At 44.2% G+C, this 22,886-nt stretch carries 15 protein-coding genes and 7 pseudogenes; 15 read left to right on the top strand and 7 right to left on the bottom strand.

Annotation, left to right across the window (positions count from 1 at the left end):
• Positions 1-117 precede the first annotated feature (117 nt).
• The 4 genes and pseudogenes from V2154_RS19155 to V2154_RS19140 form a co-directional block, all read left to right on the top strand.
• Positions 118-816 (top strand): inovirus Gp2 family protein, encoded by a 699-nt coding sequence (locus V2154_RS19155; protein ID WP_008814933.1) that lies wholly within the window; start codon positions 118-120, stop codon positions 814-816.
• A 346-nt stretch (positions 817-1,162) separates the two neighbouring features.
• A protein-coding gene (locus V2154_RS19150; RefSeq protein ID WP_227741692.1) for an IS3 family transposase occupies positions 1,163-2,280 on the top strand; the annotation gives its coding sequence in 2 pieces (ribosomal slippage) (positions 1,163-1,424 and positions 1,424-2,280; 1,119 coding nt in all).
• A 42-nt stretch (positions 2,281-2,322) separates the two neighbouring features.
• Positions 2,323-3,422 (top strand): IS3 family transposase gene (locus V2154_RS19145; protein WP_088732386.1). Its coding sequence is split into 2 segments (ribosomal slippage): positions 2,323-2,584 and positions 2,584-3,422, totalling 1,101 coding nucleotides; the frame shifts between segments, so codons are not numbered across the junction.
• A 181-nt stretch (positions 3,423-3,603) separates the two neighbouring features.
• Positions 3,604-4,083, top strand: a pseudogene (locus tag V2154_RS19140) (IS3 family transposase); the annotation flags it as partial.
• 14 nt (positions 4,084-4,097) lie between these two features.
• Here V2154_RS19140 and V2154_RS19135 read toward each other — a convergent pair.
• Positions 4,098-4,490: pseudogene (locus tag V2154_RS19135) on the bottom strand (IS3 family transposase); the annotation flags it as partial.
• 276 nt (positions 4,491-4,766) lie between these two features.
• Between V2154_RS19135 and V2154_RS19130 the strand changes: the two are divergent.
• Positions 4,767-5,942 carry a tetratricopeptide repeat-containing glycosyltransferase gene (locus V2154_RS19130; protein ID WP_008814938.1) on the top strand — a complete coding sequence of 392 codons (1,176 nt, stop codon included), beginning with the start codon at positions 4,767-4,769 and terminating at the stop codon, positions 5,940-5,942.
• Positions 5,943-6,072: 130 nt separating this feature from the next.
• On the opposite strand, the pseudogene V2154_RS19125 reads toward V2154_RS19130, so the two are convergent.
• Positions 6,073-6,579, bottom strand: a pseudogene (locus tag V2154_RS19125) (IS630 family transposase); the annotation flags it as partial.
• A 146-nt stretch (positions 6,580-6,725) separates the two neighbouring features.
• Here V2154_RS19125 and V2154_RS19120 point away from each other — a divergent pair.
• Positions 6,726-7,150 (top strand): annotated as a pseudogene (locus V2154_RS19120) (integrase core domain-containing protein); the annotation flags it as partial.
• Positions 7,151-7,194: 44 nt separating this feature from the next.
• Here V2154_RS19120 and V2154_RS19115 read toward each other — a convergent pair.
• A pseudogene (locus tag V2154_RS19115) lies at positions 7,195-7,482 on the bottom strand (IS3 family transposase); the annotation flags it as partial.
• A 184-nt stretch (positions 7,483-7,666) separates the two neighbouring features.
• Positions 7,667-8,374, bottom strand: a complete 708-nt coding sequence (locus V2154_RS19110; RefSeq protein WP_008814940.1) for a PilZ domain-containing protein — start codon at positions 8,372-8,374, stop codon at positions 7,667-7,669.
• A 246-nt stretch (positions 8,375-8,620) separates the two neighbouring features.
• On the opposite strand from V2154_RS19110, the gene V2154_RS19105 reads away from it, so the two are divergent.
• Both V2154_RS19105 and V2154_RS19100 read left to right on the top strand, forming a co-directional pair.
• Positions 8,621-9,828 (top strand): IS3 family transposase gene (locus V2154_RS19105; protein ID WP_089617520.1). Its coding sequence is split into 2 segments (ribosomal slippage): positions 8,621-8,942 and positions 8,942-9,828, totalling 1,209 coding nucleotides; the frame shifts between segments, so codons are not numbered across the junction.
• A gap of 327 nt (positions 9,829-10,155) precedes the next feature.
• Positions 10,156-10,580 (top strand): annotated as a pseudogene (locus V2154_RS19100) (integrase core domain-containing protein); the annotation flags it as partial.
• Between the two features lie 268 nt (positions 10,581-10,848).
• On the opposite strand, the gene V2154_RS19095 reads toward V2154_RS19100, so the two are convergent.
• The 3 genes from V2154_RS19095 to V2154_RS19085 all read right to left on the bottom strand — a co-directional run bounded on the left by V2154_RS19095 (position 10,849) and on the right by V2154_RS19085 (position 16,296).
• Positions 10,849-12,138, bottom strand: a complete 1,290-nt coding sequence (locus V2154_RS19095; RefSeq protein WP_020303466.1) for an EAL domain-containing protein — start codon at positions 12,136-12,138, stop codon at positions 10,849-10,851.
• Positions 12,131-12,718, bottom strand: a complete 588-nt coding sequence (locus V2154_RS19090) for a helix-turn-helix domain-containing protein (RefSeq protein WP_008814943.1) — start codon at positions 12,716-12,718, stop codon at positions 12,131-12,133. Before V2154_RS19090 ends, V2154_RS19095 begins: the two co-directional genes overlap by 8 nt.
• 296 nt (positions 12,719-13,014) lie before the next feature.
• Positions 13,015-16,296: an autotransporter outer membrane beta-barrel domain-containing protein gene (locus V2154_RS19085; RefSeq protein WP_108168499.1), complete on the bottom strand. Its 3,282-nt coding sequence runs from the start codon at positions 16,294-16,296 to the stop codon at positions 13,015-13,017.
• A gap of 313 nt (positions 16,297-16,609) precedes the next feature.
• Here V2154_RS19085 and V2154_RS19080 point away from each other — a divergent pair.
• The 7 genes and pseudogenes from V2154_RS19080 (at position 16,610) to V2154_RS19050 (ending at position 22,800) form a co-directional block, all read left to right on the top strand.
• A pseudogene (locus V2154_RS19080) lies at positions 16,610-17,798 on the top strand (IS4 family transposase).
• Between the two features lie 242 nt (positions 17,799-18,040).
• Positions 18,041-18,913 carry a GTPase family protein gene (locus V2154_RS19075; protein ID WP_008814948.1) on the top strand — a complete coding sequence of 291 codons (873 nt, stop codon included), beginning with the start codon at positions 18,041-18,043 and terminating at the stop codon, positions 18,911-18,913.
• Positions 18,914-18,997: 84 nt separating this feature from the next.
• Entirely contained in the window at positions 18,998-19,819 is an 822-nt protein-coding gene (locus tag V2154_RS19070) for a DUF932 domain-containing protein (RefSeq protein ID WP_008814949.1), read from the top strand.
• A gap of 236 nt (positions 19,820-20,055) precedes the next feature.
• Positions 20,056-20,769 carry a helix-turn-helix transcriptional regulator gene (locus V2154_RS19065; RefSeq protein ID WP_008814950.1) on the top strand — a complete coding sequence of 238 codons (714 nt, stop codon included), beginning with the start codon at positions 20,056-20,058 and terminating at the stop codon, positions 20,767-20,769.
• A gap of 162 nt (positions 20,770-20,931) precedes the next feature.
• Entirely contained in the window at positions 20,932-21,393 is a 462-nt protein-coding gene (locus V2154_RS19060; RefSeq protein ID WP_008814951.1) for a hypothetical protein, read from the top strand.
• A gap of 216 nt (positions 21,394-21,609) precedes the next feature.
• Positions 21,610-22,089 (top strand): YfjT/YkfB family phage-associated protein, encoded by a 480-nt coding sequence (locus V2154_RS19055; RefSeq protein WP_020303468.1) that lies wholly within the window; start codon positions 21,610-21,612, stop codon positions 22,087-22,089.
• A gap of 231 nt (positions 22,090-22,320) precedes the next feature.
• Positions 22,321-22,800 (top strand): JAB domain-containing protein, encoded by a 480-nt coding sequence (locus V2154_RS19050; protein ID WP_008814954.1) that lies wholly within the window; start codon positions 22,321-22,323, stop codon positions 22,798-22,800.
• Positions 22,801-22,886 lie beyond the last annotated feature (86 nt).

Below are 22,886 nucleotides of genomic sequence, written 5' to 3'. Positions count from 1 at the left end.
TATATCGCAGTATTCATAAATAGTAACTCCCATACAGGGATTATATCCAACATCACATGGGTAGCGTGAGGGCTACCCGTTATCTAATAATCAATATTTACAAAGTTAAGGATTATTATGAAATCACAATATTCACTTAGTAGTGAAGAGATAGATGAATTAGTAGCGATAGCATTCAGTATGTATAGTTCACCTATTAATCCAGATATTCTCAACGCATTACTTAAGATGGTCTACGATATGCTTGAGCAGCATAATCGGATATTCGCTATTCGCACTGACCTAAGATTCGCTCAGTCTCATGTGCCGGGAGAACCTGATTTACCATTATGCTTCCAACGAGATAATGTACAGGCCATTACTCGTTTCTCTGAGTCACTGAAAAGCCAGTTGCGGGCAGATCACCATAGGTCCATGAGACCGGGTAACCCGACATTACCATCTTATGGGTGGTGCAGAGAACGGGATACTGGTGAACATCCCCATTACCATTTGGTGCTATTGTTCAACAGAGATGTCTATACGTATTTGGGGAATTACCAAGAGCGGGATGCTGATAACATGGCTACCCGCATACAGAAAGCCTGGTGCAGTGCTATAGGGCTTCATCACGATGATTATGCAACATTAGCTGAATTCCCACCCAATCCCGTTTATAGGTTTAGCAGGAACGATGCCTTAGAGCGTAGCCCTGTCTACTGGGACTTTCTCGTTCGATTAGCTTATTTGGCCAAAACGAGAACCAAGGATAACTATGGCGGTTACCGTAACTTTGGCACAAGCCAGTGTGTACGCTTAGGTGGATTGGCCTGTTAATTGACATGCTTCCCGATAAAAATTCAATAATGTATCTCGGTACCCTGCTACAACCTGCTACATGTAGCAGGTTGTAGCAGCTCTTAGAGAGCAGGGCATACATTTTGGGGCTAGTAGCTACGGGTATGTCATTATCTGAGAGCTAAGTTCCTTATTGATGATTGCAGCATTTAAGTTGGCAATGTCCCCCTTGATTAATGATAGCGTTGCATCGACCCGTTGAACTCACAGCAAGGACTGGCTTACATGAGAGTAGAGAGGTCTCAGTGTAAGTATCCTTGCAAAAAGAGCCATTCACTTTTAGAGATCTTCCGACATACTGAATATATCCTTGGAGGAGATCACCATGCGTAAAGCCCGATTCACTGAACATCAGATAATCGCTGTTTTGAAGTCCGTCGAAGCCGGACGGACGGTCAGGGATGTCTGCCGTGAGGCCGCTATTTCAGAGGTCAGCTATTATAACTGGAAGGCAAAATATGGCGGAATGGAGGCTGCCGATATCAAGAAAATCAAAGATCTGGAAGATGAAAATCGACGTCTTAAACAGATGTTTGCTGATCTAAGCCTGGAATGCCGTGCACTGAAAGATGTTATTGAAAAAAAGCTTTAAAACCAGTGATAAAACGTGAGCTCGCCAGCTATCTGATTTCTCAGTTTGCAATGAGCATACGTCAGGCATGCAGGATGTTATCACTGAGCAGGACGGTGTTTTTCTATCAGCCCGATACCCGGCGTGATGAGCCCGTGGTTCAGGCCCTGACTGAAGCGGCCGAACGTTATCCGCGATACGGTTTTAAGAAACTTTTCCAGGTCATTCGCCGACAAGGTCACGCCTGGGATCATAAACGCATTCACCGAATTTACTGTCTGTTAAAACTGAATTTTCGCCGTAAAGGGAAACAACGTCTGCCGGTACGGAATCCGGCACCACTGGCAATACCTGAGGCACTCAACCAGTGCTGGTCGATTGATTTTATGCATGATGCATTAGTCTGTGGCAGACGATTCAGAACCTTCAATGTCGTGGATGATTTTAACCGCGAAGCGCTGAAAATTGAAATTGACCTGAATATCCCGGCACAGCGGGTTGTCCGGGTGCTGGACAGGATAGTGGCGAACCGGGGCTATACACTGAAAATGAGGATGGATAATGGACCCGAACTTGTCTCAGTTGCTCTGGCGCAATGGGCAGAGGAACATGGCGTCATGCTGGAATTTATCAAACCCGGAAAACCGACGCAGAATGCGTTTATTGAGCGCTTTAACCGGACATACCGTACAGAAGTTCTGGACTTTTATCTGTTCAGAACGCTGGATGAAGCGCGGGAAATTACAGAGCACTGGCTGATGGAATATAACAGTGAACGACCCCATGAGTCCCTGAATAACCTGACGCCGGAAGAATACCGGTTAATGGCTGAAAATGATCTCTTCCCTTCTTTCAGTACCGTTGTAAAGTAGAGTTTTGGCCCTTCTTTTCCGTCCAAAAAGAGGTCATTCGTTATGAAAAAGACGCGTTATACCGAGGAACAAATTGCTTTTGCACTCAAACAGGCTGAAACCGGCACTCGTGTCGAGGAAGTCTGCAGAAAGATGGGGATTTCTGAGGCGACATTTTACAATTGGAAGAAGAAATTTGGCGGCATGGGCGTCACGGAATTACGCCGTCTTCGCCAGCTTGAGGAAGAGAATCAGCGCCTCAAACGTCTCGTCGCCGATCTGAGTCTGGACAAGGAGATGCTGCAGGATGTCATTCGAAAAAAGTTCTGAGGCCGCCGCAGAAGCGGGAAGCAGTTGAATATCTGCTGGCGGCCTACCGTATCGGTGTACGCAGAGGATGCCGTCTGATAATGCAGAGTCGCACGGTTTATCATTACTGTAGTCATCGTGACGACAGGGCTATTACCCAACGGATACGGGAAATTGCAGAAACGCGTATCCGTTATGGCTGCCAGCGCATTCATATTCTTTTGCGCCGTGAGGGCTGGCTGGTTAACCATAAGAAAACACACCGTATTTACTGCCTTGAGGGGCTCAACCTGCGTTCGAAACGCCCACGCCGGCATGTGACCGCCAGACACCGGAAAGGACGGCCTCAGGTGCTTGTTGCAGATCAGTGCTGGAGCATGGATTTCGTTGCTGATAACCTGTTCAACGGGCGTCGGATCAGGGCGCTAACTATAGTCGATAATTTTAGTCGGGAATGTCTGGCGATCGAAGTCGGTCAGGGGTTACGGGGCGAGAATGTTGTGGCTGTTCTGGAGCGGTTGAAGCTGTCGTGGGGGCGTGTTCCGCAAAGGCTGCAGACAGACAACGGCAGCGAGTTTATCTCTAAATCGATGGACCGTTGGGCCTATGAAAATCAGGTGACGATGGACTTCTCACGGCCCGGAAAGCCTACGGATAATGCCTTTATAGAGTCATTTAATGGCAGCCTGAGGGATGAATGTCTGAACGTACACTGGTTCCTTTCTTTGGAAGATGCTCAAGAGAAAATTGAATGCTGGCGGCAGGAATATAATCACTTTCGCCCACATTCTTCGTTAAATAATCTGACTCCGGCAGAATTTGCCCGAAGTCATCAAAAAGGTCCGGATCTCTAGTTTAGCCTGGTACGGATATTGGGAGGAGGTCAAAAGGTCCGGATCTCTAGTTTAGCCTGGTACGGATATTGGGAGGAGGTCAAAAGGTCCGGATCTCTAGTTTAGCCTGGTACGGATATTGGGAGGAGGTCAAAAACCGGAAACCTCAAAAAGTGTCTGGAACTAAAACAGGGATACTTACAATATCAGTTTTATTCGCCTGCAGGGAAAATGGTGCTATCTGGCGCTTGTCGTTGATTTATATTCACGCCGAATTATCGGTTCAGCACTTTCATTAACCGCTGATGCAGCTCTGGTATGTAGAGCCTTGCGTAATGCGCTGGAAACACGATCACATAATGGGTGTCTACTGTTCCATTCAGATCAAGGCGTTCAATATAAAAGCAACAAATACAGAAAGTTGCTCTGGCACTATGGCGTAATACAAAGCATGAGCCGCAGAGGGAACTGCCTGGATAATTCCCCTATGGAAAGGGTCTTTCGCAGCCTTAAAAGCGAATGGATCCCGAAAGGGGGGTATGGTTATTTTAGTCATGCAGTGAGCGATATAAACCAATGGATAAATGGTTACTACAATGCATATCGACCTCACACCAACAACGGCGGTTTACCCCCATGTTTGCATGAGGAAAAATGGAAACAGGTTATTCCAGTGTCCTGATTTTGTGATCCACTACACCAGACATACCAGCCGCTGCGGGCCACCCGGAGGACGCGACACATAGTTTTGATGCTGAACTCAGCCTGATGTTTTTCAATAAAGACATACTTCATTTAAGGCGCTTCGCGAAGTATGTCGCTGCCTTTTGGAGGATAGCCAGTTCCTAAGCTTGTTCCGCCAGCTGTCGCTTTAACCGGACATTTTTTGCGGCCACCTCACTTTCACGTTCTGAAGAGGTCATTTGTTGCTGTTGCTTACTACGCTAGGTATAGAGCTGCAATTCATAAAGACTGAGCTTGGCGGACAGCAGCGACGCCAATGCGTTCCGCAAGCTTTAGGGCTTCGTTGCTAAATTCAGGCGTATGTTGCTTACGTGGCTTCTTACTGGTTGATACGGATTTTGTCATGTGATCGACCTCTGGTAGAGAGTTTACTCACTTAGTCGCGTGTCCACTATTGGCGGGTAAGATCATGTAATTACATTGTAAGGGAAAGGGCAGCTCTACTTGCATTGGGTCGATGTCCATATAATCTATTTAGATTCTATTCAGGTAATTTTTAAAGAAACAATGTGTAACTTGATAAAATAAATAGATAAACCCTGTCGATAACATATATATCTCAACCTCATTAGAGATAATTGGTATATAATCACACTCCCGGATTCCAAAAAAGGAACAGTTGTGGTCACAATCTGCCTTAACATGATTGTGCGAGATGAATCGCACATTATAAAAAAGACCCTTTCTAATATTTTAGATAAAATACCGATTTCATCGTGGGTCATTTGTGACACTGGTTCATCAGATAATACTCCCAAACTGATTAGGGAGTTTTTTGCGCAAAGGAAGGTACCTGGTAAATTATATCACGATCAATGGATTGATTTTTCACATAACCGAAACTTGGCACTAAACCGATGCGATGGCATGTCTGACTATATACTCTTTTTCGACGCAGACGACAGAATTGAGGGAACAGTTGATACATCTAATCTAACCCATCATAGTTATTTCCTGAAAATGAGTAATGAAACACATTCTGTCACTTATTACAGGAAACTACTCGTCCGCAACGGATTATCATTCAAATGGCGTGGTGTGTTACATGAGTATCTTGAAGATAAATACCATGATACCGGAACTATTAATAGCGACCATTTCATCATTTCAGGGCGTACTGGATCGCGTAACAATACATGTAGAAAGTATCATCGCGATGCAGAGATATTAGCAACAGCATATCATCAGTGTAAAGAACAAGATTTAATGCCCAGATATGCTTTTTATTGCGCACAGTCATACCATGATGCTGCAGTGCAGGATGAGAAAAACAGGTCTGAGTTGTATAGTAGATCTATTGAATGGTATCTACTGCGCCTGAAGTTGTCCGGCTTCACAGAAGAACGGTATTTTAGTCTGCTTAGAATTGGCCTTATTCATGAGCGTTCAGGGAGAATTTCAGATGCTATCCCTTTTTTACTAGAGGCCTTTGAAGAAAATCCCCTCAGGGCAGAAAGTTTATACCATTTGGCAAGAATATATCGTTCACTTGGGAAAAATAACTTGGCATTTAGGTTCGCTAAAATGGCTAAGGAAATAAAAAAACCAATAGGTAACTTTCTCTTCCTTGATAATGTGATATACGATAACTGGATTGATTATGAGATAATGGTCAACGCAATTGAAATAGGTTTATATCCGATCGCTTACCATTCAGCACGTGAACTACTGACATTTGGCACAAATCCATCTGCCACATCGAAGGCTACGGAGATTATTAATTTTTTGATATCCCGTTCACTTATAACAGTTGTTGATCAGGATATCATAAAAAAATCAACTAAAAATAGTGTCTAAGGGGTTGAGGTAATTTCTCAGTGTCAAAATTGTCTCCTATCGCTCTAAATTTTTAATTTGAGGGTATCGAATGGTAAGTGAAACGAGCTTTCCCTGAATAAAAAATTAGCATACTAAATAACTGCGCCTATTAACGCTCCACTTTTTTTACCCTATGATTATTGCCGGGAAAAGGTGATGTGGCTTTCATAAATTGCCGGACGTTTTTCAGTAATTGCCACATTGTCCGGCAACGGTGGTTACGCGTTACCGTTTCGTGTAACGGCAGCCAAAGCAACTCTATTTTGTTCACTCACGGGGAGTAAACTGGCTGATAAATAATAATAAATTTAGCATTTTCCTTCAGCCACTTCAGCGTCTTTTTATTCTTGAGAATGATGTAGTTGTCCACGATCAGCGTGATCGTTTTTGCACTTCGATATGTGCTTTTTAAATGACTTAACATCCTTATAAATAAATCTGAGTTTTTACTTGCCCCACTGACATAATCCACTCGTCCAGTTCCGGCATAAAGGATCCCGGCAAGGTAATGCTTTTCATTTTTTCCTGGTGTAGGAATAACTTTTTGCTCTCCCTTTTTCTGCCAGTTTGCGCCGATTTTGGGATTCAAATCGATATCGGTAATCCCCTCGAAAAATCGGTGTGTTCATAAGTATAATTTTCTACTAACTTGATTTAAAAAGGATTTCTATGACCCGAAGGGCAGCTAAGCTCAACGATCACGTTTTACTGACAGTCAGATCATCGCCATTCTTAAATAAGCTGAAGTCGGAACTCTTGTTCCAGGCTGTCCGTTTACCCAATGTGATTGATGACTTCAATCGTGAAGCCTTGCTATTGAGGTTGATTTTTCCCTGCCAGCTATCCTTGTCATAAGAACGCTGGAGCAGCTCATTAAATGGAAAGGAAAACCGGCTTCAATTCGTTGTGATAATAGTCTAGAGTATATAGGTAATACACTGATAACATGGGCTGAAAAGCAAGATATTCGACTCAATTTTATTCAGCCGGGCAAACCTTAGCAGAATGCCTATATTGAGCGTTATAACCGGACAATACGCTATGACTGGCTGGGACAGAGCCTGTTTTCATCATTGAATGAATTGCAGGACTATGCGACAAAATGGCAATGGTTCTATAATCACGAACGACCGAACATGGCACTGAATGGTTTTACACCGATGCAGCATATTCATTACATGAACTGATTCTACTTATCGCCTCCGCTAAAAATAGAGGAATTACCATTTCAGGCTTCGCGAAGTATGTCGCTGCCTTTTGGAGGATAGCCAGTTCCTCAGCTTGTTCCGCCAGCTGTCGCTTTAACCGGACATTTTTTGCGGCCACCTCACTTTCACGTTCTGAAGAGGTCATTTGTTGCTGTTGCTTACTACGCTAGGTATAGAGCTGCAATTCATAAAGACTGAGCTTGGCGGACAGCAGCGACGCCAATGCGTTCCGCAAGCTTTAGGGCTTCGTTGCGGTATTCAGACGTGTGCTGTTTGCGGGGCTTTTTATTTGTTGATGCTAGTTTTGTCATGAGTCACCTCTGGTTGAGAGTTTACTCACTTAATTGCGTATCCACTATTGCTGGGTAGGATCATGGAATATGCCGATCCAGAACTGGCGACTGGCAATGAGTCGTTTTATAATCGAGTTTAGTGACCGTCTGAGCCGTCACCTTTAATACAGTGACAGTTACACAAAATTACGGATAGGCTCAACTAATAGTATCTATTATGTCCCTTCCGGATATTATTGGTTAAGTCTAATATTACCTGATTTATGGTATTACGTTGATAGTCATTTTGAAAAAGAAACTCGCAAGATATTTTAGTTACGAAATTAATTATTTTATCGTCATGTATGATAGTGTTATATGAAATAGATGCTATCCTTAATGAGATATTCAAGCTTACCTTCTTTGGGAGGGAAATTACTGAATTTTTCAGGATACCTCCATCAACTAAAAATCGCATATTTGGTTGAAAACTTATTAGAGCGCATCCCCCCAATGATATATCAGAGATATCATATCTATAGCTCTCACCGTTTCTGAACTTACCATAGCAATAGAAATTGTCAATTTTTCTCAGGGTAAATCGCCGTTCTTTACGGCGTTGAGTAATAATCATTTTGATAGGTATGCTGGCTTCCATATATTCCCCTTGGGCACCATATCTTCCTATGCTCTTGGATAAAATGTTTATTTGACCTATATCACTATACAGTTTAAGTTCAATGACTTCATTTATTATAAAACTATCTTCGCAATAAAATGAGAAAGAGTCGACTCCAACACCAACGTTTGATATCCTTGCGACACCAACCTCCCCACCCTCAACTACCATTACCCCTGAAGTTTTTTTCTTCATCTCATCACGCAGAATAGCAATCTTTTCATATTTATCATTTATGTCTAATTGGTGCATAGTTAGTTTCCTTACCCACAACAATATTAGAATTATTTTTAATTAGATCAAAATATAGTCTAAGAATCATACACTGCGTACTGTTTTTTTGTATTATTTATGATCTAAAAAACATATAAATATCTAATAATAGATTGATATTTATCATTTTTTTATGATGTAGCCCCCTGAAACACCGGACAGTAGCTGTATCTCCAGATAAGAGATAGGCTTGAATATATGTCTAACACTAACGCCAATTTTGAGATGACCGGGATCCTGTTAGGGCAAGAAGTCCGTAAACGTAAAACTCCTCAGGAGAAGATCGCCATTATCCAGCAGACGATGGAGCCGGGTATGAATGTCTCCCATGTCGCCCGCCTGCATGGTATCCAGCCCAGCCTGCTGTTTAAGTGGAAGAAGCAATATCAGGAAGGCAGCCTCACCGCCGTTGCGGCTGGAGAGGAAGTCGTTCCTGCTTCTGAGCTTACTGCTGCTCTGAAGCAGGTCCGGGAGCTTCAGCGCCTTCTGGGCAAGAAAACGATGGAAGTTGAGATCCTGAAAGAAGCCGTGGAGTACGGTCAGTCGCGAAAATGGATAGCGCACGCGCCCTTGTTGCCAAAGGACGGGGAATAGCCATGGTCAGCCGGACCATGGGCGTGTCGCGTGCGCAACTGTCACTGCGGATTAACCGTTCTGCCGACTGGCAGGACAGGCGCTGTAACCGGCGTAATGAAGAAGCAGACGCAGAAATACTGTCGGCTATCCTCAACATTATCAGCGATATGCCGAGTTATGGTTATCGACGCGTGTGGGGCATCCTGCGCAAGCAACGTCGCACAGAGGGACAGCCACCTGTGAATGCCAAACGGCTTTACAGGATAATGAGCGAGCATAACCTGTTGTTGTTGCATCACAAACCAGAGCGACCGAAGCGTGAACATAAGGGCAAGATAGCGGTGGCAGAAAGCGATATGCGCTGGTGTTCAGATGGCTTCGAGTTCGGCTGCGACAACGGCGAAAAACTGCGGGTAACGTTCGCGCTGGACTGCTGCGACCGTGAGGCCATAGACTGGGCAGCAAGCACGGGAGGCTATGACAGTTCGACCGTGCAGGATGTGATGCTGAGGTCGGTGGAAAAGCGCTTCGGCGACAGGTTGCCCGACACAGCGGTGCAGTGGCTGACGGATAACGGTTCAGCGTATACCGCGTATGAAACGCGGAGGTTCGCGAGAGAGCTGAATCTGGAGCCCTGCACAACAGCGGTGAGCAGCCCGCAGAGTAATGGCATGGCCGAACGGTTCGTGAAAACGATGAAAGAAGACTATATCGCGTTCATGCCAAAACCGGATGTGAGAACAGCACTGCGAAACCTTGCAGTAGCGTTCACGCATTACAATGAAAACCACCCGCACAGCGCGCTGGGATATCACTCCCCGAGGGAATACCGGCGGCAGCGGACATCGTTAACTTAAGATACAAAAGCTGTTCGGAGATGGAGGGTCAAGATCATTTATCATTTTTTTATACATTATTAATGACAACTAAGTATCTATTTTTCCCTTGCATCAGAGCATATGCTGAGTCTTATTTGTTCCCTATCCAATATCCGTATGAAGAGCTTTTTGACCCCCTCCCGGAAATCCCCTCGAAAAATCGGTATGTTCATAAGTATAATTTTCTACTAACTTGATTTAAAAAGGATTTCTATGACCCGAAGGGCAGCTAAGCTCAACGATCACGTTTTACTGACAGTCAGATCATCGCCATTCTTAAACAAGCTGAAGTCGGAACTCTTGTTCCAGGCTGTCCGTTTACCCAATGTGATTGATGACTTCAATCGTGAAGCCTTGCTATTGAGGTTGATTTTTCCCTGCCAGCTATCCTTGTCATAAGAACGCTGGAGCAGCTCATTAAATGGAAAGGAAAACCGGCTTCAATTCGTTGTGATAATAGTCTAGAGTATATAGGTAATACACTGATAACATGGGCTGAAAAGCAAGATATTCGACTCAATTTTATTCAGCCGGGCAAACCTTAGCAGAATGCCTATATTGAGCGTTATAACCGGACAATACGCTATGACTGGCTGGGACAGAGCCTGTTTTCATCATTGAATGAATTGCAGGACTATGCGACAAAATGGCAATGGTTCTATAATCACGAACGACCGAACATGGCACTGAATGGTTTTACACCGATGCAGAATATTCATTACATGAACTGATTCTACTTATCGCCTCCGCTAAAAATAGAGGAATTACCCTTCACAACCTGCGGGGGACAGTTTCAGATTGAACCTCACGATTCACTCTTACGGATAATCCGTGGCTACGTTGTCCCCGACAGTTTGTACCCTGAAATTGTTCTCAACACACAGTCGGGTAGGGAACTGCTGATAAGACAGCAGGTTTCTTCGCACGTCTTACTGCATACTGGCTGAAACAATCACAGGAACAGCCTCATGTCGCACTGAAAAATCGTGTACAGCGTCTTTAATTTCTTAAAATCACCTCAAGTTGGGATGATAAAAACTGATTATAAACATCCACGACATGGCATGGAGCCGTTTTCATCCATCCAGCCTGAACTTCTGGCCGACTGATTAAATATCCCTGAACACCATTAGCACGCGCAGGACCAATTGCTTGATTTAATTGTTCAGATGTTTCTATCCCCTCAACTACAACCAAACCTGCATAGTTCTTGCACAGACATACGAGGTTTGCTAGTTCAGAGCTCTCTACACCGGAGCAAGATATTGAAGAACGTTGCAATACGGAACGATCAATTTTAATGATATCAGCATGGGCTATCGCTATAAACTCCAGCGTAGTCATCCCTGTGCCAACATCGTCTAAAGCAATGCGAACTCCTGTCTTTTTAAGGAGTCCCAATAGTCTTATTGCGTCGCTAATTTTACTAATCTCTGCAGTTTCCGTAATCTCGAGGATCAGGCGGCTCGCTATATCTGGCATTTCTTCTAGCTGTTCTATCAGATGATGCCAAAACGCGTTATTATTTAGTGATACCGCAGAGATATTAGCCGCAATATGTTGATTAGGCTGATAGCGCAAGAGTTGAAGAATGGTACTGACTACACTATAGTCAAGGTGAGAAATGAGTTTCAGTCTTTCTAGTGCATTTATAGCATCTTCTGGAGCATATGTAGGTTCTGCAATATGACGTAATAGAGCTTCGCTATATATACATACAGTTTCCCCATTAATAAAATGAACAATCGGCTGGAATACAAGTATTAACGATCCGTTACGTAGCCCATTCAATAGATTAGCGGCGTGTTTCATATCGGAACGAAAACGTTGACACCAAGCAGTCAATATTCCTGGTACTAGTGCTGGTCGTCGCGTGGATTGCTCAGCAAGGAATGAACTACGATCCGTAAATCCGTATTGTGTACCATTGATCCGTAGAAATTTAACTTCAACGCGTAGATAAACTTGGCCTTGAATTGTATCAATGCACTCTGCACCGACAATAGCGAAAAGAAATTGTGCAAGTTTATCCTCCTGTCGATCGGTAGAGTAGTTTTCTACATGGGTAACTTCGGATAACACATTTGTTGGCAGCATAGATAGATCTATAGTAACAACCTCATCCTGCAACTCTATAGCAACAGCTGGCAATCCGCCGTCTATTAACCTTTGCCGTACCACTGATATACATTGCAGATGGGTCTCTGGTCCAAATGCTGCAGCGATATCACCAAGATTAGAAATCCATATAATAATAAAATCAGTTGACTGAAACCGATTATTAAACATTATTTATGTCCTTCATTGTAGGGGCTTTCCTATATTTTTGTAATTTTTCAGTATTATTTAAAAAAAGGATAAGATGGTTTATTGAGCTAAATCCGAGCTTTTCCAATATATGATATTTATGTGCATAAACGGTTTTAGTCGAGCAATTAAAGTCTTTGGCTATCGTTATTATTTTTTTGCCTGAAATTAAAGATGAAAGAATACCACATTCTTTTGCAGTTAATTTTTTTATATTATGTGATCCCTTCATATTATTAAAAAAAATTTTTTGCCTCATTGAATTTAAAAGAATATGTTCCAAAGATTTTTTGAATTCATTTATCTCAGCAGAAAGAATAATTATTCTATTTCTTTCTCTACAATTTTCGTATTTCTTTATTAAAGGATGGTTAAGTATATCCCATGTCACTCTATCATTAATTATAAAGCAATCACACATTCCAAACAGTTGCTCGTCGAAGAGATCGACACCGTCACTAATACGAACTGGAACTTGCCCAATTAGTTCTTTTATCAAGAAAGATAAGCCAATCTTCAGATATGAATCCTGCGTCAAAATTAAAATCTGTAATGGAGACATTTTTACCTCAAAAATATGCGGTCTCAATGACAACCAATGTTAAAAATAACTCTCAGCGAAATTCTCAATAATGTGATAGACATCAATCTACGTCGAAAAATTGTACACACTATGTATAACGTGTAGTTTATTATAGTTTTTCCGGTTTACGATTGTGAAAATTTGCTTTTCTATGAACAATCAAATATTGCTGAATCCGCTCCTCCATCAGAAAGAATTTAATTATTCAGATGACAAAATTATATTCAAATTTTTTCAGAATGTGGCAAGGGATTCCTTTCCCTTACCATAGTTAATTAAAACTTAACGTTAATACCAATCATCCCTTGATATGAATTGAAATCCTTATTTCCTGTTACATAGGAAACATTAGCCCAAAGTCTGGTATTATCGCTAATTGTTGTTTCAACCCCTGCTTTCGTTTCGAACGAATTTTTACCACCTATAGCCGCTGCACGTTGTCCATCAAGATTTGGACTTTGTAAACGGTTTAAGTTCCTGTAGTTAAGCTCAACATACGGCTGAATGAAGGTCCCGCTTGTATGGGTCGTAGTACTGGCCCGTACACCCAGACGAGATTCAACCGCATCTTTGTTTCCTTTAATATTAGTACCTGTTTTTTCAGTGAAATCATTTGAGGTAACACCTAAATAGGTAACCTGGGCCTGTGGAGTCAGCCAGAAACTGGTTTTATCATTGCCAGCTACACGCCATGCATAACCAGATTCAAGAGAACCAGTAATGCCACGAAGCTTATAGTCCTCTTTAGATAACTGATCTCCCGAGACACTGGCATTAAAGTCATTCCAGCGTAACCAACTGTCGGTATACCATCCTGAATTATCAAGGGCATTCTCGAACCAAGTGAGATACATACCAACGCTATAGCCTGAAAGTTTCCCTTTCGATTGATAATCCGTCACTGAAGAGGTTGTCTTATTATTACTATTACCGTACCCAGCCATCAGACCCAAATGATATCGTTGTTGATTAGTATCCCAACGCGCAATATCGCCACCTAATTCAATAGTAGTGTCATAAATTCGAGTATCTAATTGACCAGAACTATTACTTTCTGTCCGTTTCCCAGTTGAGCGAATCCATAGCGACGAGGCTAATTCATCTTCAGCAGTGGTTTTCACTAATCCACTTTCACCAATACGATCATGCAACGTCATATTAAACATATGATTAGCACTCCAGGCATTCGCGGCATAGCTTGCACTCTCTGGCCGTAATACAGGGGTATGGCCGCCAGTTCCGCCCGTAGCACCGGTTTCACCTGTTGCCCCGGTTTCACCCGTAGCCCCGGTTTCACCCGTAGCCCCGGTTTCACCCGTAGCCCCGGTTTCACCCGTAGCCCCGGTTTCACCTGTTGCCCCGGTTTCACCCGTAGCCCCGGTTTCACCTGTTGCCCCGGTTTCACCTGTTGCCCCGGTTTCACCCGTAGCCCCGGTTTCACCTGTTGCCCCGGTTTCACCCGTAGCCCCGGTTTCACCTGTTGCCCCGGTTTCACCCGTAGCCCCGGTTTCACCCGTAGCCCCGGTTTCACCTGTTGCCCCGGTTTCACCTGTTGCCCCGGTTTCACCTTTCATTGCGAAGCTTTCCAGGTACCAAGCCCCATCATCGCTATGTTTATTCAGCAGGTACTCATAATTCCCTTTTACAACCCTGCGCTGCAGCAGAAACTCGCCATCTGATTGACCATTGACCTTTATAAGTTCAAGTGATTCCTGGCCTGTTGGCTTGTTCATGTTAAGGTTGTTAATCCATACATAATCATAACCACGGTCAATAGTATCACCAGTGATTGTGACAGTATCCGTATAAGATTTACCATCCCCTCCATTATTGGTACTTACTCCTTCTCCAGTAAGGTACGAGTCCATCAGCCATGTATTACCACCAGTAGTGAAATTCCCGTCGATGGTTAGATGGTCCCCAGCTACCCCATTGGCCATATCTATTTCAGAGTTCTTCGCCAGCACATTACCCTTGAGAGTAAATGAGGAAATACTATTATTTCCCGTCGAATTCCCATTGTTAACGTCATGTGCGATCAGGGACGAATTGTTAAGATTCAAGGTAGTGAAACTAGCGGTAGTACTACTGGCATTTTTTTCTAATTGCCAAGTCGCATCGTCTGCAATATTAACATCCAATTTTGATGCATTAGATGTATTGATCAGACCTTGCATTCTCCCTTGAGAAAAATTGAAAAGAACGTTACTTGCGCTGGAGGCTGAACCAGCCACATCCAGAATATAGGCATCCTTTCCGTTATTAGAAATGAGATTGCTATCTTCCCCTCTCACACTCAACTGGTATAAATTCTGCCCACCGGCAACATTAATAAGATCGGAACCATTGTTACCTGTCTTATTCACGATGAGATTGTTAAAATTAGTGATTGTTTTAGCTGTAGCCTGACTGGCATTACCGCTAATAGTTATAGCCTCTTTGCCTGATTTTATTTCAGTACGGGATGTATTTTCATTAGCATCTAATAAAGCACCCTGCCAGATGATATCAATACTGGCATCATTAGGTGCTTCGGTTGTATCCAGGAACATTTTACCGCTGGAGTATAACTGCCCCTCTCCGGTACCTATCGCAGCACTTTTACCTAACCGTATGGCATTAGCGCGAGATGAGCTACTAACTATCTTTATATTACTGTCATGGAGGTGTACCTGAGGGGTGACGTTATTAATTTCCGAACCTGATATGTAAATCCCAATAGCATCATTCTTGCCATTCTTAATATTGAGATTAAGTGTATCGGATACACTCACATATCCTGCGGCACCGTTCCCCGAGTTACGAGATGCGCCTTGAATAGCCCTGATACCAACGACCAATGGATACGAACTAGCTAAAAACCCCGTATTGTTCGTAGAGGCCATATTGATATCTAAGTTATCAAATAGCGCACGTGAATACATTCCATTGAAGTTCTCTTGTTCACCCGCATTTACGCTTGATCCGGCTACCACTCCGTAATGTTCAAATCTCTCGCTATATGATGTCCCGTTTGGTAAAGACAGCATCGTTAGGTTCATTGTTCCTATTTTTACAGTAGCCCCATGTGATGAACCAACCCCTACCTTCGCTATATTATCACCTTCCGGTTTAGCGGCATTAGTATCAAGATTAGCTATAGTAAGATCTATTGTCTTATTTGAAGCATCAAAAGTAGAAACATAGGCTGGGCTAGTACCACCAACTGCAATCCCCGCACTGCCTTTTATCGTAAAACTTAAGTCATTTAAAATAGTGATGTTTCGGTTGACTCCCTGACTATATTGCAGGATACCGGTATTCCAAATACTAGTATTGCCTATTTCACTGCCTATAGATTCAACGCTACATCCCGCAGTATTGATCGAATTATTTACAGTGATCGTGCCGTTAGCATTCGTGCTACACTCGGCTGAAATTGCATTTTGAGATAAGAGTAAAGCACCAATAATCAATGAACTACGCAATGAGCCTAATTTTGTCTTGCGACCCAGTTCTGAGCAAACAACCCATTCTCCATGGGCCACATTCCAGACTAATTTGTATATTTTGTTCATTTATTTTTCCGAAAATAGGTTGTGACATCCATTAACATTTTTACATCATATGCAATGGTTTACTATCTCATTAAGATAGGAATTACCTATTAATATTATTTAATTATTTATTTTATTATGTTTGTAAAATCATGATGACTGTGATTTTGTAGACTTCCCTATTTTTAGTGCCCCCCATTGAGGATCTCCAGTAATTTTTTGTCTTGTATAGATAACAGGGGGGATATCCCCTGACAAATCCACAGAAAAGGAGACATGCATAGTATGTTGCGATCTAATTGATTGTAATAACAATTTCAAGGAAATCACCACTATGTCTGCGCGTTCATTATGCCGAAATTTTTTTAAAAATATACTGGAGCCTCTGCATCTTTATCGTCAAAAAGCACTGATTGAGGCAACCAGTGCTGTAATAAATGGTGCATCTCTTACGCTTACCAGTATTGGACGTCATTTAACCGGAACGGCATCGGTTAAAAACAAAATAAAGCGTGTAGATAGACTGCTGGGGAATACTCATTTATAAAATGAGATTTCCATAATTTTTCAGCGTGTTACGCAGAAAATCACGCAGGGAATGTCCCGTGCTGTGATACTCATTGACTGGAGCGCTTATCATGCCTCGCGTTTCCAACTCCTGCAGGCGAGCCTGGCATGTGATGGTCGCTCTTTACCATTGATGAGTTATGTCGTTCCGTCATCGCAGACGGCGAATCCTGAGGTGCATGAATATTTTCTTGAGTCGCTTGCTGAGTGCTTTACACCCGAAACTCATGTCATTGTTATTACCGATGCCGGTTTTCAGGGGTGGTGGTTTCAACAGGTCAGTTCTCGTGGCTGGACTTATATTTGTCGGGTGCTGGGTAATCACTATTACAATGTTGGTGATGGATGGGAAAAGGTAATTAATTCAGGCATAAAGACATCAACAACAGCAACTTATCTGGGTGAAGGTCTGCTGGGGCGAAGTAAAAAAGCACAACATGAAGGCCATTTTTATCTTTATAAAAGTAAGCCTAAAGGCCGTAAATTCAAACGTTCAAAGGAAAGAGCGCCCAGGCCATCGGTGACAACTAAAGCCCATACAGTGGGAAAATCACCCTGGTTTATTTTTACAAATAGCACAGAATTTTCCCCTAAACAGGTGATGAAGTTATACAGCCGCAGAATGCAAATCGAGCAAAATTTTCAGGATGAAAAAATCCTCACTGAGGATTCGGGTTAAGGCTTAGAGCTAACCATTCAGTTGAGCGGGTCGCGGTGTTTAGCCTGATCGCGGCTTTAGTCAGTATTATTATGTGGTTAAGTGGTTTCAGCCTTGAAAAAGGAAGGATACATCATAAATATCAGACAAATATAGTGAAATACAGGCGAGTTATTTCGCTATTAAAGTTGGCGAGAATATATTTAGGTATGCTCCGCTAATATTGAAAACCCTATTGCTAGGCTCAGGTTTGAAGAAATTACGGCAACGATATACCGATATGATATTGGTTTACTGAATTTTATGAGGATCCTTCAGGATATCCCCCTGTTATCTATGCAAGATAAAAACTGACTTTCACTGGCGGTAGTACTAAAAATAGGAGTCACCATAACTGAACATGAATATGACAAGAATGAACCGTAGAGTGTAAGATTTTTTCCTTTATTTTAAAAAAATTCAGATATATTTCATTTGCATGATGTTCTTCAAAGACTGACTTTCTAGTTAGTCTTTTTCATGTTCAGAGGAAATAGAATCATGCATGAATTACCTATTCCGGCAGCGATAGAGCGTGCGCTATCCGGTCTGCCTCCTGCTATTCGTAACCGTATTCTTGAACGCCTGCAGAGTCTCACTGATTACGAACCCGTAATCGGTATCGCCGGAAAATCCGGGGCCGGGAAGTCGTCCCTGTGTAATGCCTTGTTCAGTGGCGAGGTCTCACCGGTCAGTGATGTTCTGGCCTGTACACGTGATGCTTTACGCTTTCGGCTTAAAGCAGATAAGCACAGTCTGATGATAATCGATTTACCCGGTGCGGGGGAAAGCGAGGTCAGAGACCGTCAGTATGCGGAACTCTATCAGTCTCTGCTGCCGGAGATGGATTTGGTTCTGTGGGTTATCAAGGCTGACGACCGGGCATTGTCGGTTGATGAGAAATTCTATCGGGAGGTGATTGGCCCGTACCGGGACAAAGTCTTGTTTGTGGTCAGTCAGGTAGACCGGTTTGAACCGCTCCCGCAGGGAGCATCTGCATTCGATAGTCCTTCGGTACCGCAGAGGCATAATCTGAGCCTGAAGCTGGAGGATATCCGCCAGCGCTTTGCGCCCATCCATCCGCTTTGTGCCGTCTCAGCGCGAACCCGCTGGGGAATTGCCGCGATGGTCTCGGTGATGATGGCGTGCCTGCCGGATAAAGCCACCAGCCCTGTGACCTCCCGGCTGCATAAGTCGTTACGTACGGAAAATATCAGAGGGCAGGCCCGGGAGCGATTTGGACGAACTGTGGGCGATATGCTTGATACCGTTGCCCGCTCATCTGCGGTATCCGCTCCCACCCGAAATGTCATCCAGGCGATACGGGATATTGTCGTCCGTGTTGCCCGCTCTCTGTGGGATTTTTTCTTCTGAAGATGTAACGCTCCTCTCTTCAGGCCCCGTCGCTGAATGCGACGGGGCCTGATTTTATTTATTTTCAAAATAAAGGAACTGAATATGACCCGTCTGGCTTCGCGCTTTGGCGCAGCAAACCTTATCCGTCGTGACCGCCCCTTAACCCATGAGGAGTTATTTCGCGTGGTGCCCAGTGTCTTCTGTGAGGATAAACATCAGTCCCGGAGTGAACGTTATACCTACATTCCAACCATATCGCTGCTCGACAGTCTGCAGAAGGAAGGTTTTCAGCCGTTCTTTGCCTGTCAGACCCGGGTACGAGACCCCGGGCGTCGTGAGCATACCAAGCATATGTTACGCCTGCGTCGGGCGGGGCAAATTACCGGGAAACAGGTCCCTGAAATCATTCTGCTCAACTCCCATGACGGCTCCAGCTCCTATCAGATGCTGCCGGGATTATTCCGGGCGGTGTGCCAGAACGGGCTTGTCTGTGGTGAAACCTTTGGTGAGGTACGGGTACCGCATAAGGGAGATGTGGTGAGTCAGGTGATTGAAGGGGCCTATGAGGTGCTGGGGATTTTTGACCGCGTTGAGGAGAAACGGGATGCCATGCAATCCCTGATGTTGCCCCCACCGGCACAGCAGGCGCTGGCTCAGGCTGCACTGACCTATCGTTTCGGTGAGGACCACCAGCCTGTGACGGCATCTCAGGTACTTGCGCCCCGGCGCTGGCAGGACGAGAGCAATGATTTGTGGACCACGTATCAGCGTATTCAGGAGAACCTGATTAAAGGCGGGCTGTCCGGGCGTAATATCACGGGGAAACGTACTCATACTCGGGCTGTGCGTGGTATTGATGGCGATGTGAAACTTAACCGGGCGCTCTGGGTGATAGCGGAAACGCTGATGGAGCAGATTGCATAAAAGCCGAAAATATCTTTTCTCGAAACTTGTTAATGGATTGTTTACGGGGGACATAACCTGTCCACATACGCTTATCTTCGCTGATGCTAAATCCAGCTAATACCTCCTTAAGGCACACCATCTCTCACTTCCGCAAAAAGAAAAAATAGTTTTCATGATGTCCATACCCTGTCCGGCACCTTCTTTAAAGTAATCACTTAAATTTTCAGTCAGTTAATCTGAATGGAGTCCCTCCCATGACACAGGCAGAACGTCGCCATGACCGGCTGGCTGTCAGGCTGTCACTTATCATCTGTCGTCTTGTCACCGGTGAAACTCTGAGCGTCACCAAACTTGCTGCTGAGTTTGGCGTGTCCGTTCGTACCTTAAGGCGGGATTTTCATGAACGTCTGATGTACCTCGACCTGGAGTATCACCAGGGACATTGTCGTTTGCGCTCAGGAAATAGCGGGGCCCAGGGGGAATTTGATGTACTGACCTTTGCTCACCGTACGGGGCTGGCTGATGCTTTCCCCGGTTTCGACAGAAGGCTGGCCGGTGCTCTGCTGAATGCCGATGACATGCCCTGCCTGGTATGGCAGCCAGCAAATGCAATTCCTCCCTCAGGCTCACTCACTTTTTATCGTCTGGTCAGTGCTATCTCAACCCGTCAGCGAGTCATATTGCTGGCAGAGGGGATGCGTTGCGAAGGGCTGGCTCCATACCGGCTTATTTCACTGTATGGTCACTGGTATCTGGTGGGTGAGTTACAGGGCCGTATTGCGGTTTACCCGCTAGAAAATATCCATACCGTGACAGTCCTGAGAGCCACCTTTATTCCACACAAGGATTTCAGCCTGCTTTCAACCCGGCCTGACTTTATCCAGGCACTGCCGCATTTCGATTCCGTCCGTGATGCGCTATCCCTCACATGTCATGCCGATACCAGCAGCCATCATTGTGCTGAGTAGACTGCGACCATAAGGAGAGATTGTTGTTTTTACGAAACACTACCGTCAGCAGGCTATCTACAGTATCTGCTGACTCAGGTGTTTGCTCTTAAACAGTTTTTTCTGTCAGGTAAAGTCGCTGACAGGAAGAAATACAACTTTTACTTATCTGAGAATATAACCATGAAAAAAATGATTGCTGTTCTTGCTCTGAGTTCAGGACTGGGGTTTAGCCTTCCTTCCCTCGCCCGTAGTGATATACCGCCTGATACTATCTGGTCATTCAAAGATCCTAAGGGACGCGTGCTATGGGATGTCTGTGGCGGAAAAAACAGTACCTGTTCTATTGTTCTTGCAGCCACTAACCGGGTTGCGATTGTGAACCGTAAATCCACCAACGGTTGTGCATTAGGGGATTTTTATGTTGTGGCTAAACCAGAAAAAGGCTGGAATCAGTACGATACGGGAACCTGCAGTAGCAACGCCTATTTCAGCAAAGGAACCATGAATAACGGCCAGTATCGCACCATTGATGTTCGCCTTAACGGCGAGCTCGTCAAGCGTTTCCCGATCGAGTACTGGTCGCTGTCTAAATCGTTTTCTAATGGCAATCGTCCAAAATGGACAAAAGATAAGACAAACTAGAAGGTCCGTCTGACCGGATAAATATTTCGACATTTATCATCAGACGGCGTGAGAATACCTGTTCAGCGATATCATATTTATTCAGTCTGTACAGACTGAATATCGTTTCGGCAAAAATACCGCGTCACTTATGCTTATTCATACCTCAAATAACGAGGGGCTAATTGACGCAATTTAGATATAGATAATTTCTGACTCACCAATATGGAGATACCAATGAGACTGATACCAGTAATACTGGCAACCAGCATGATGCTCTGTGCAGCGCCTGCCAGTGCGATACCTAACATGTGGACTAATAATTTTGCCATGGGCGTGACGGAGTACATTATCACCAGCCCGGAAAAGACGGTTCTGAATGTAAGCTGTACTACGAATCCGGATGAGGAGGATAACCTTCAGCATAGCGTGTATATCACGCTTCCTGGAGGCAAGGGGGCTAACTCACATGAAGAGGATAAGACCATTACCTTGGTGACAGGAGACAGTCAGTATCCAGTCCCTTCCTCTCTTGGCTGGCGAGGTGCCGATAATGCCTGGTTTTCTTTTATTGAAGCCCTGAGTCAGGCATCGAAGTTTGATATCTACATCAATGATGACAAGGTCGGGAGCTTCAGTCCATCAGCGGAGAATATCCGTAAAGAGCTTGATGGTATAAATGAGTGCAAGGACATCCGCTATCAGGAAGCACAATAATCTTCGAACACTGATTTACCCTGTCACTGATGTGGCAGGGGTTTTCTTTTTCAGGGCCTGGATATATCTCAGCCTCATCATCACACTCAGCCAGTCTTAAAGGCTACACGGGCAACTCAATACATTTCCTGAACTAGGCCAATGAATACCGATGACTGAGTCAGGCAGATTCACATCCCGACCCCCTGACAATCACTCTCTATTGACCACTCCTCGATTGAGGACCTATTTATGGAAAACACAGTCGATTTTTCTTCCCCATCACTGCCCCTACATGTGCAGCGTACTGTTGATAAAGCCTTTGAATTACTCAGTCACTATTTACATCAACCGGGAGTCGCTTTCACTTCAACAAGTGCAGTCCGTGACTGGCTGTGTCTGAGAATGGCCGGATGTGAGCGGGAAGAGTTTATGGTGTTGTATCTCAACCATCAGAATCAACTGCTTGCCTGGGAAACCTTATTTACCGGCTCCATCAGCAGTACAGAAGTTCACCCTCGTGAGGTGGTAAAACGCGCACTCTATTTTAATGCCGCAGCGGTGATCCTTGCCCATAACCATCCTTCTGGTGATATCGCGCCCAGCCAGTCAGATAAGGTCATTACCCAGCGCCTGATTCAGGCCCTCGGATTAGTTGATGTCCGTGTCCTTGACCACTTCATCGTGGGTGGCAGGCACATAGCGTCCTTTGCTGAAAATGGACTTCTGTAAGGCTGGCTGGCTCGGTTCATATGGCTATGTTTATATCGTTATTTATCCCGCCCAAAACTAAACCCCTTTAATTCAAACGAGAGAAA

It is taken from the genome of Ewingella sp. CoE-038-23 (assembly GCF_040419245.1).
Taxonomy (GTDB): domain Bacteria; phylum Pseudomonadota; class Gammaproteobacteria; order Enterobacterales; family Enterobacteriaceae; genus Ewingella; species Ewingella allii.
Note: the sequence above shows the minus strand (reverse complement) of the source record. Positions and strands in the feature narration are given on the sequence as shown.

What these genes read in the sequence shown, in the direction of transcription:
- V2154_RS19070 (WP_008814949.1), top strand. Translation starts at nt 18,998, where the DNA reads ATGACCCGTCTGGCTTCGCGCTTTGGCGCAGCAAACCTTATCCGTCGT.
- V2154_RS19095 (WP_020303466.1), bottom strand. Translation starts at nt 12,138, where the DNA reads ATGTTTAATAATCGGTTTCAGTCAACTGATTTTATTATTATATGGATT.
- V2154_RS19075 (WP_008814948.1), top strand. Translation starts at nt 18,041, where the DNA reads ATGCATGAATTACCTATTCCGGCAGCGATAGAGCGTGCGCTATCCGGT.
- V2154_RS19065 (WP_008814950.1), top strand. Translation starts at nt 20,056, where the DNA reads ATGACACAGGCAGAACGTCGCCATGACCGGCTGGCTGTCAGGCTGTCA.
- V2154_RS19050 (WP_008814954.1), top strand. Translation starts at nt 22,321, where the DNA reads ATGGAAAACACAGTCGATTTTTCTTCCCCATCACTGCCCCTACATGTG.
- V2154_RS19110 (WP_008814940.1), bottom strand. Translation starts at nt 8,374, where the DNA reads ATGCACCAATTAGACATAAATGATAAATATGAAAAGATTGCTATTCTG.
- V2154_RS19090 (WP_008814943.1), bottom strand. Translation starts at nt 12,718, where the DNA reads ATGTCTCCATTACAGATTTTAATTTTGACGCAGGATTCATATCTGAAG.
- V2154_RS19155 (WP_008814933.1), top strand. Translation starts at nt 118, where the DNA reads ATGAAATCACAATATTCACTTAGTAGTGAAGAGATAGATGAATTAGTA.
- V2154_RS19055 (WP_020303468.1), top strand. Translation starts at nt 21,610, where the DNA reads ATGAGACTGATACCAGTAATACTGGCAACCAGCATGATGCTCTGTGCA.
- V2154_RS19085 (WP_108168499.1), bottom strand. Translation starts at nt 16,296, where the DNA reads ATGAACAAAATATACAAATTAGTCTGGAATGTGGCCCATGGAGAATGG.
- V2154_RS19060 (WP_008814951.1), top strand. Translation starts at nt 20,932, where the DNA reads ATGAAAAAAATGATTGCTGTTCTTGCTCTGAGTTCAGGACTGGGGTTT.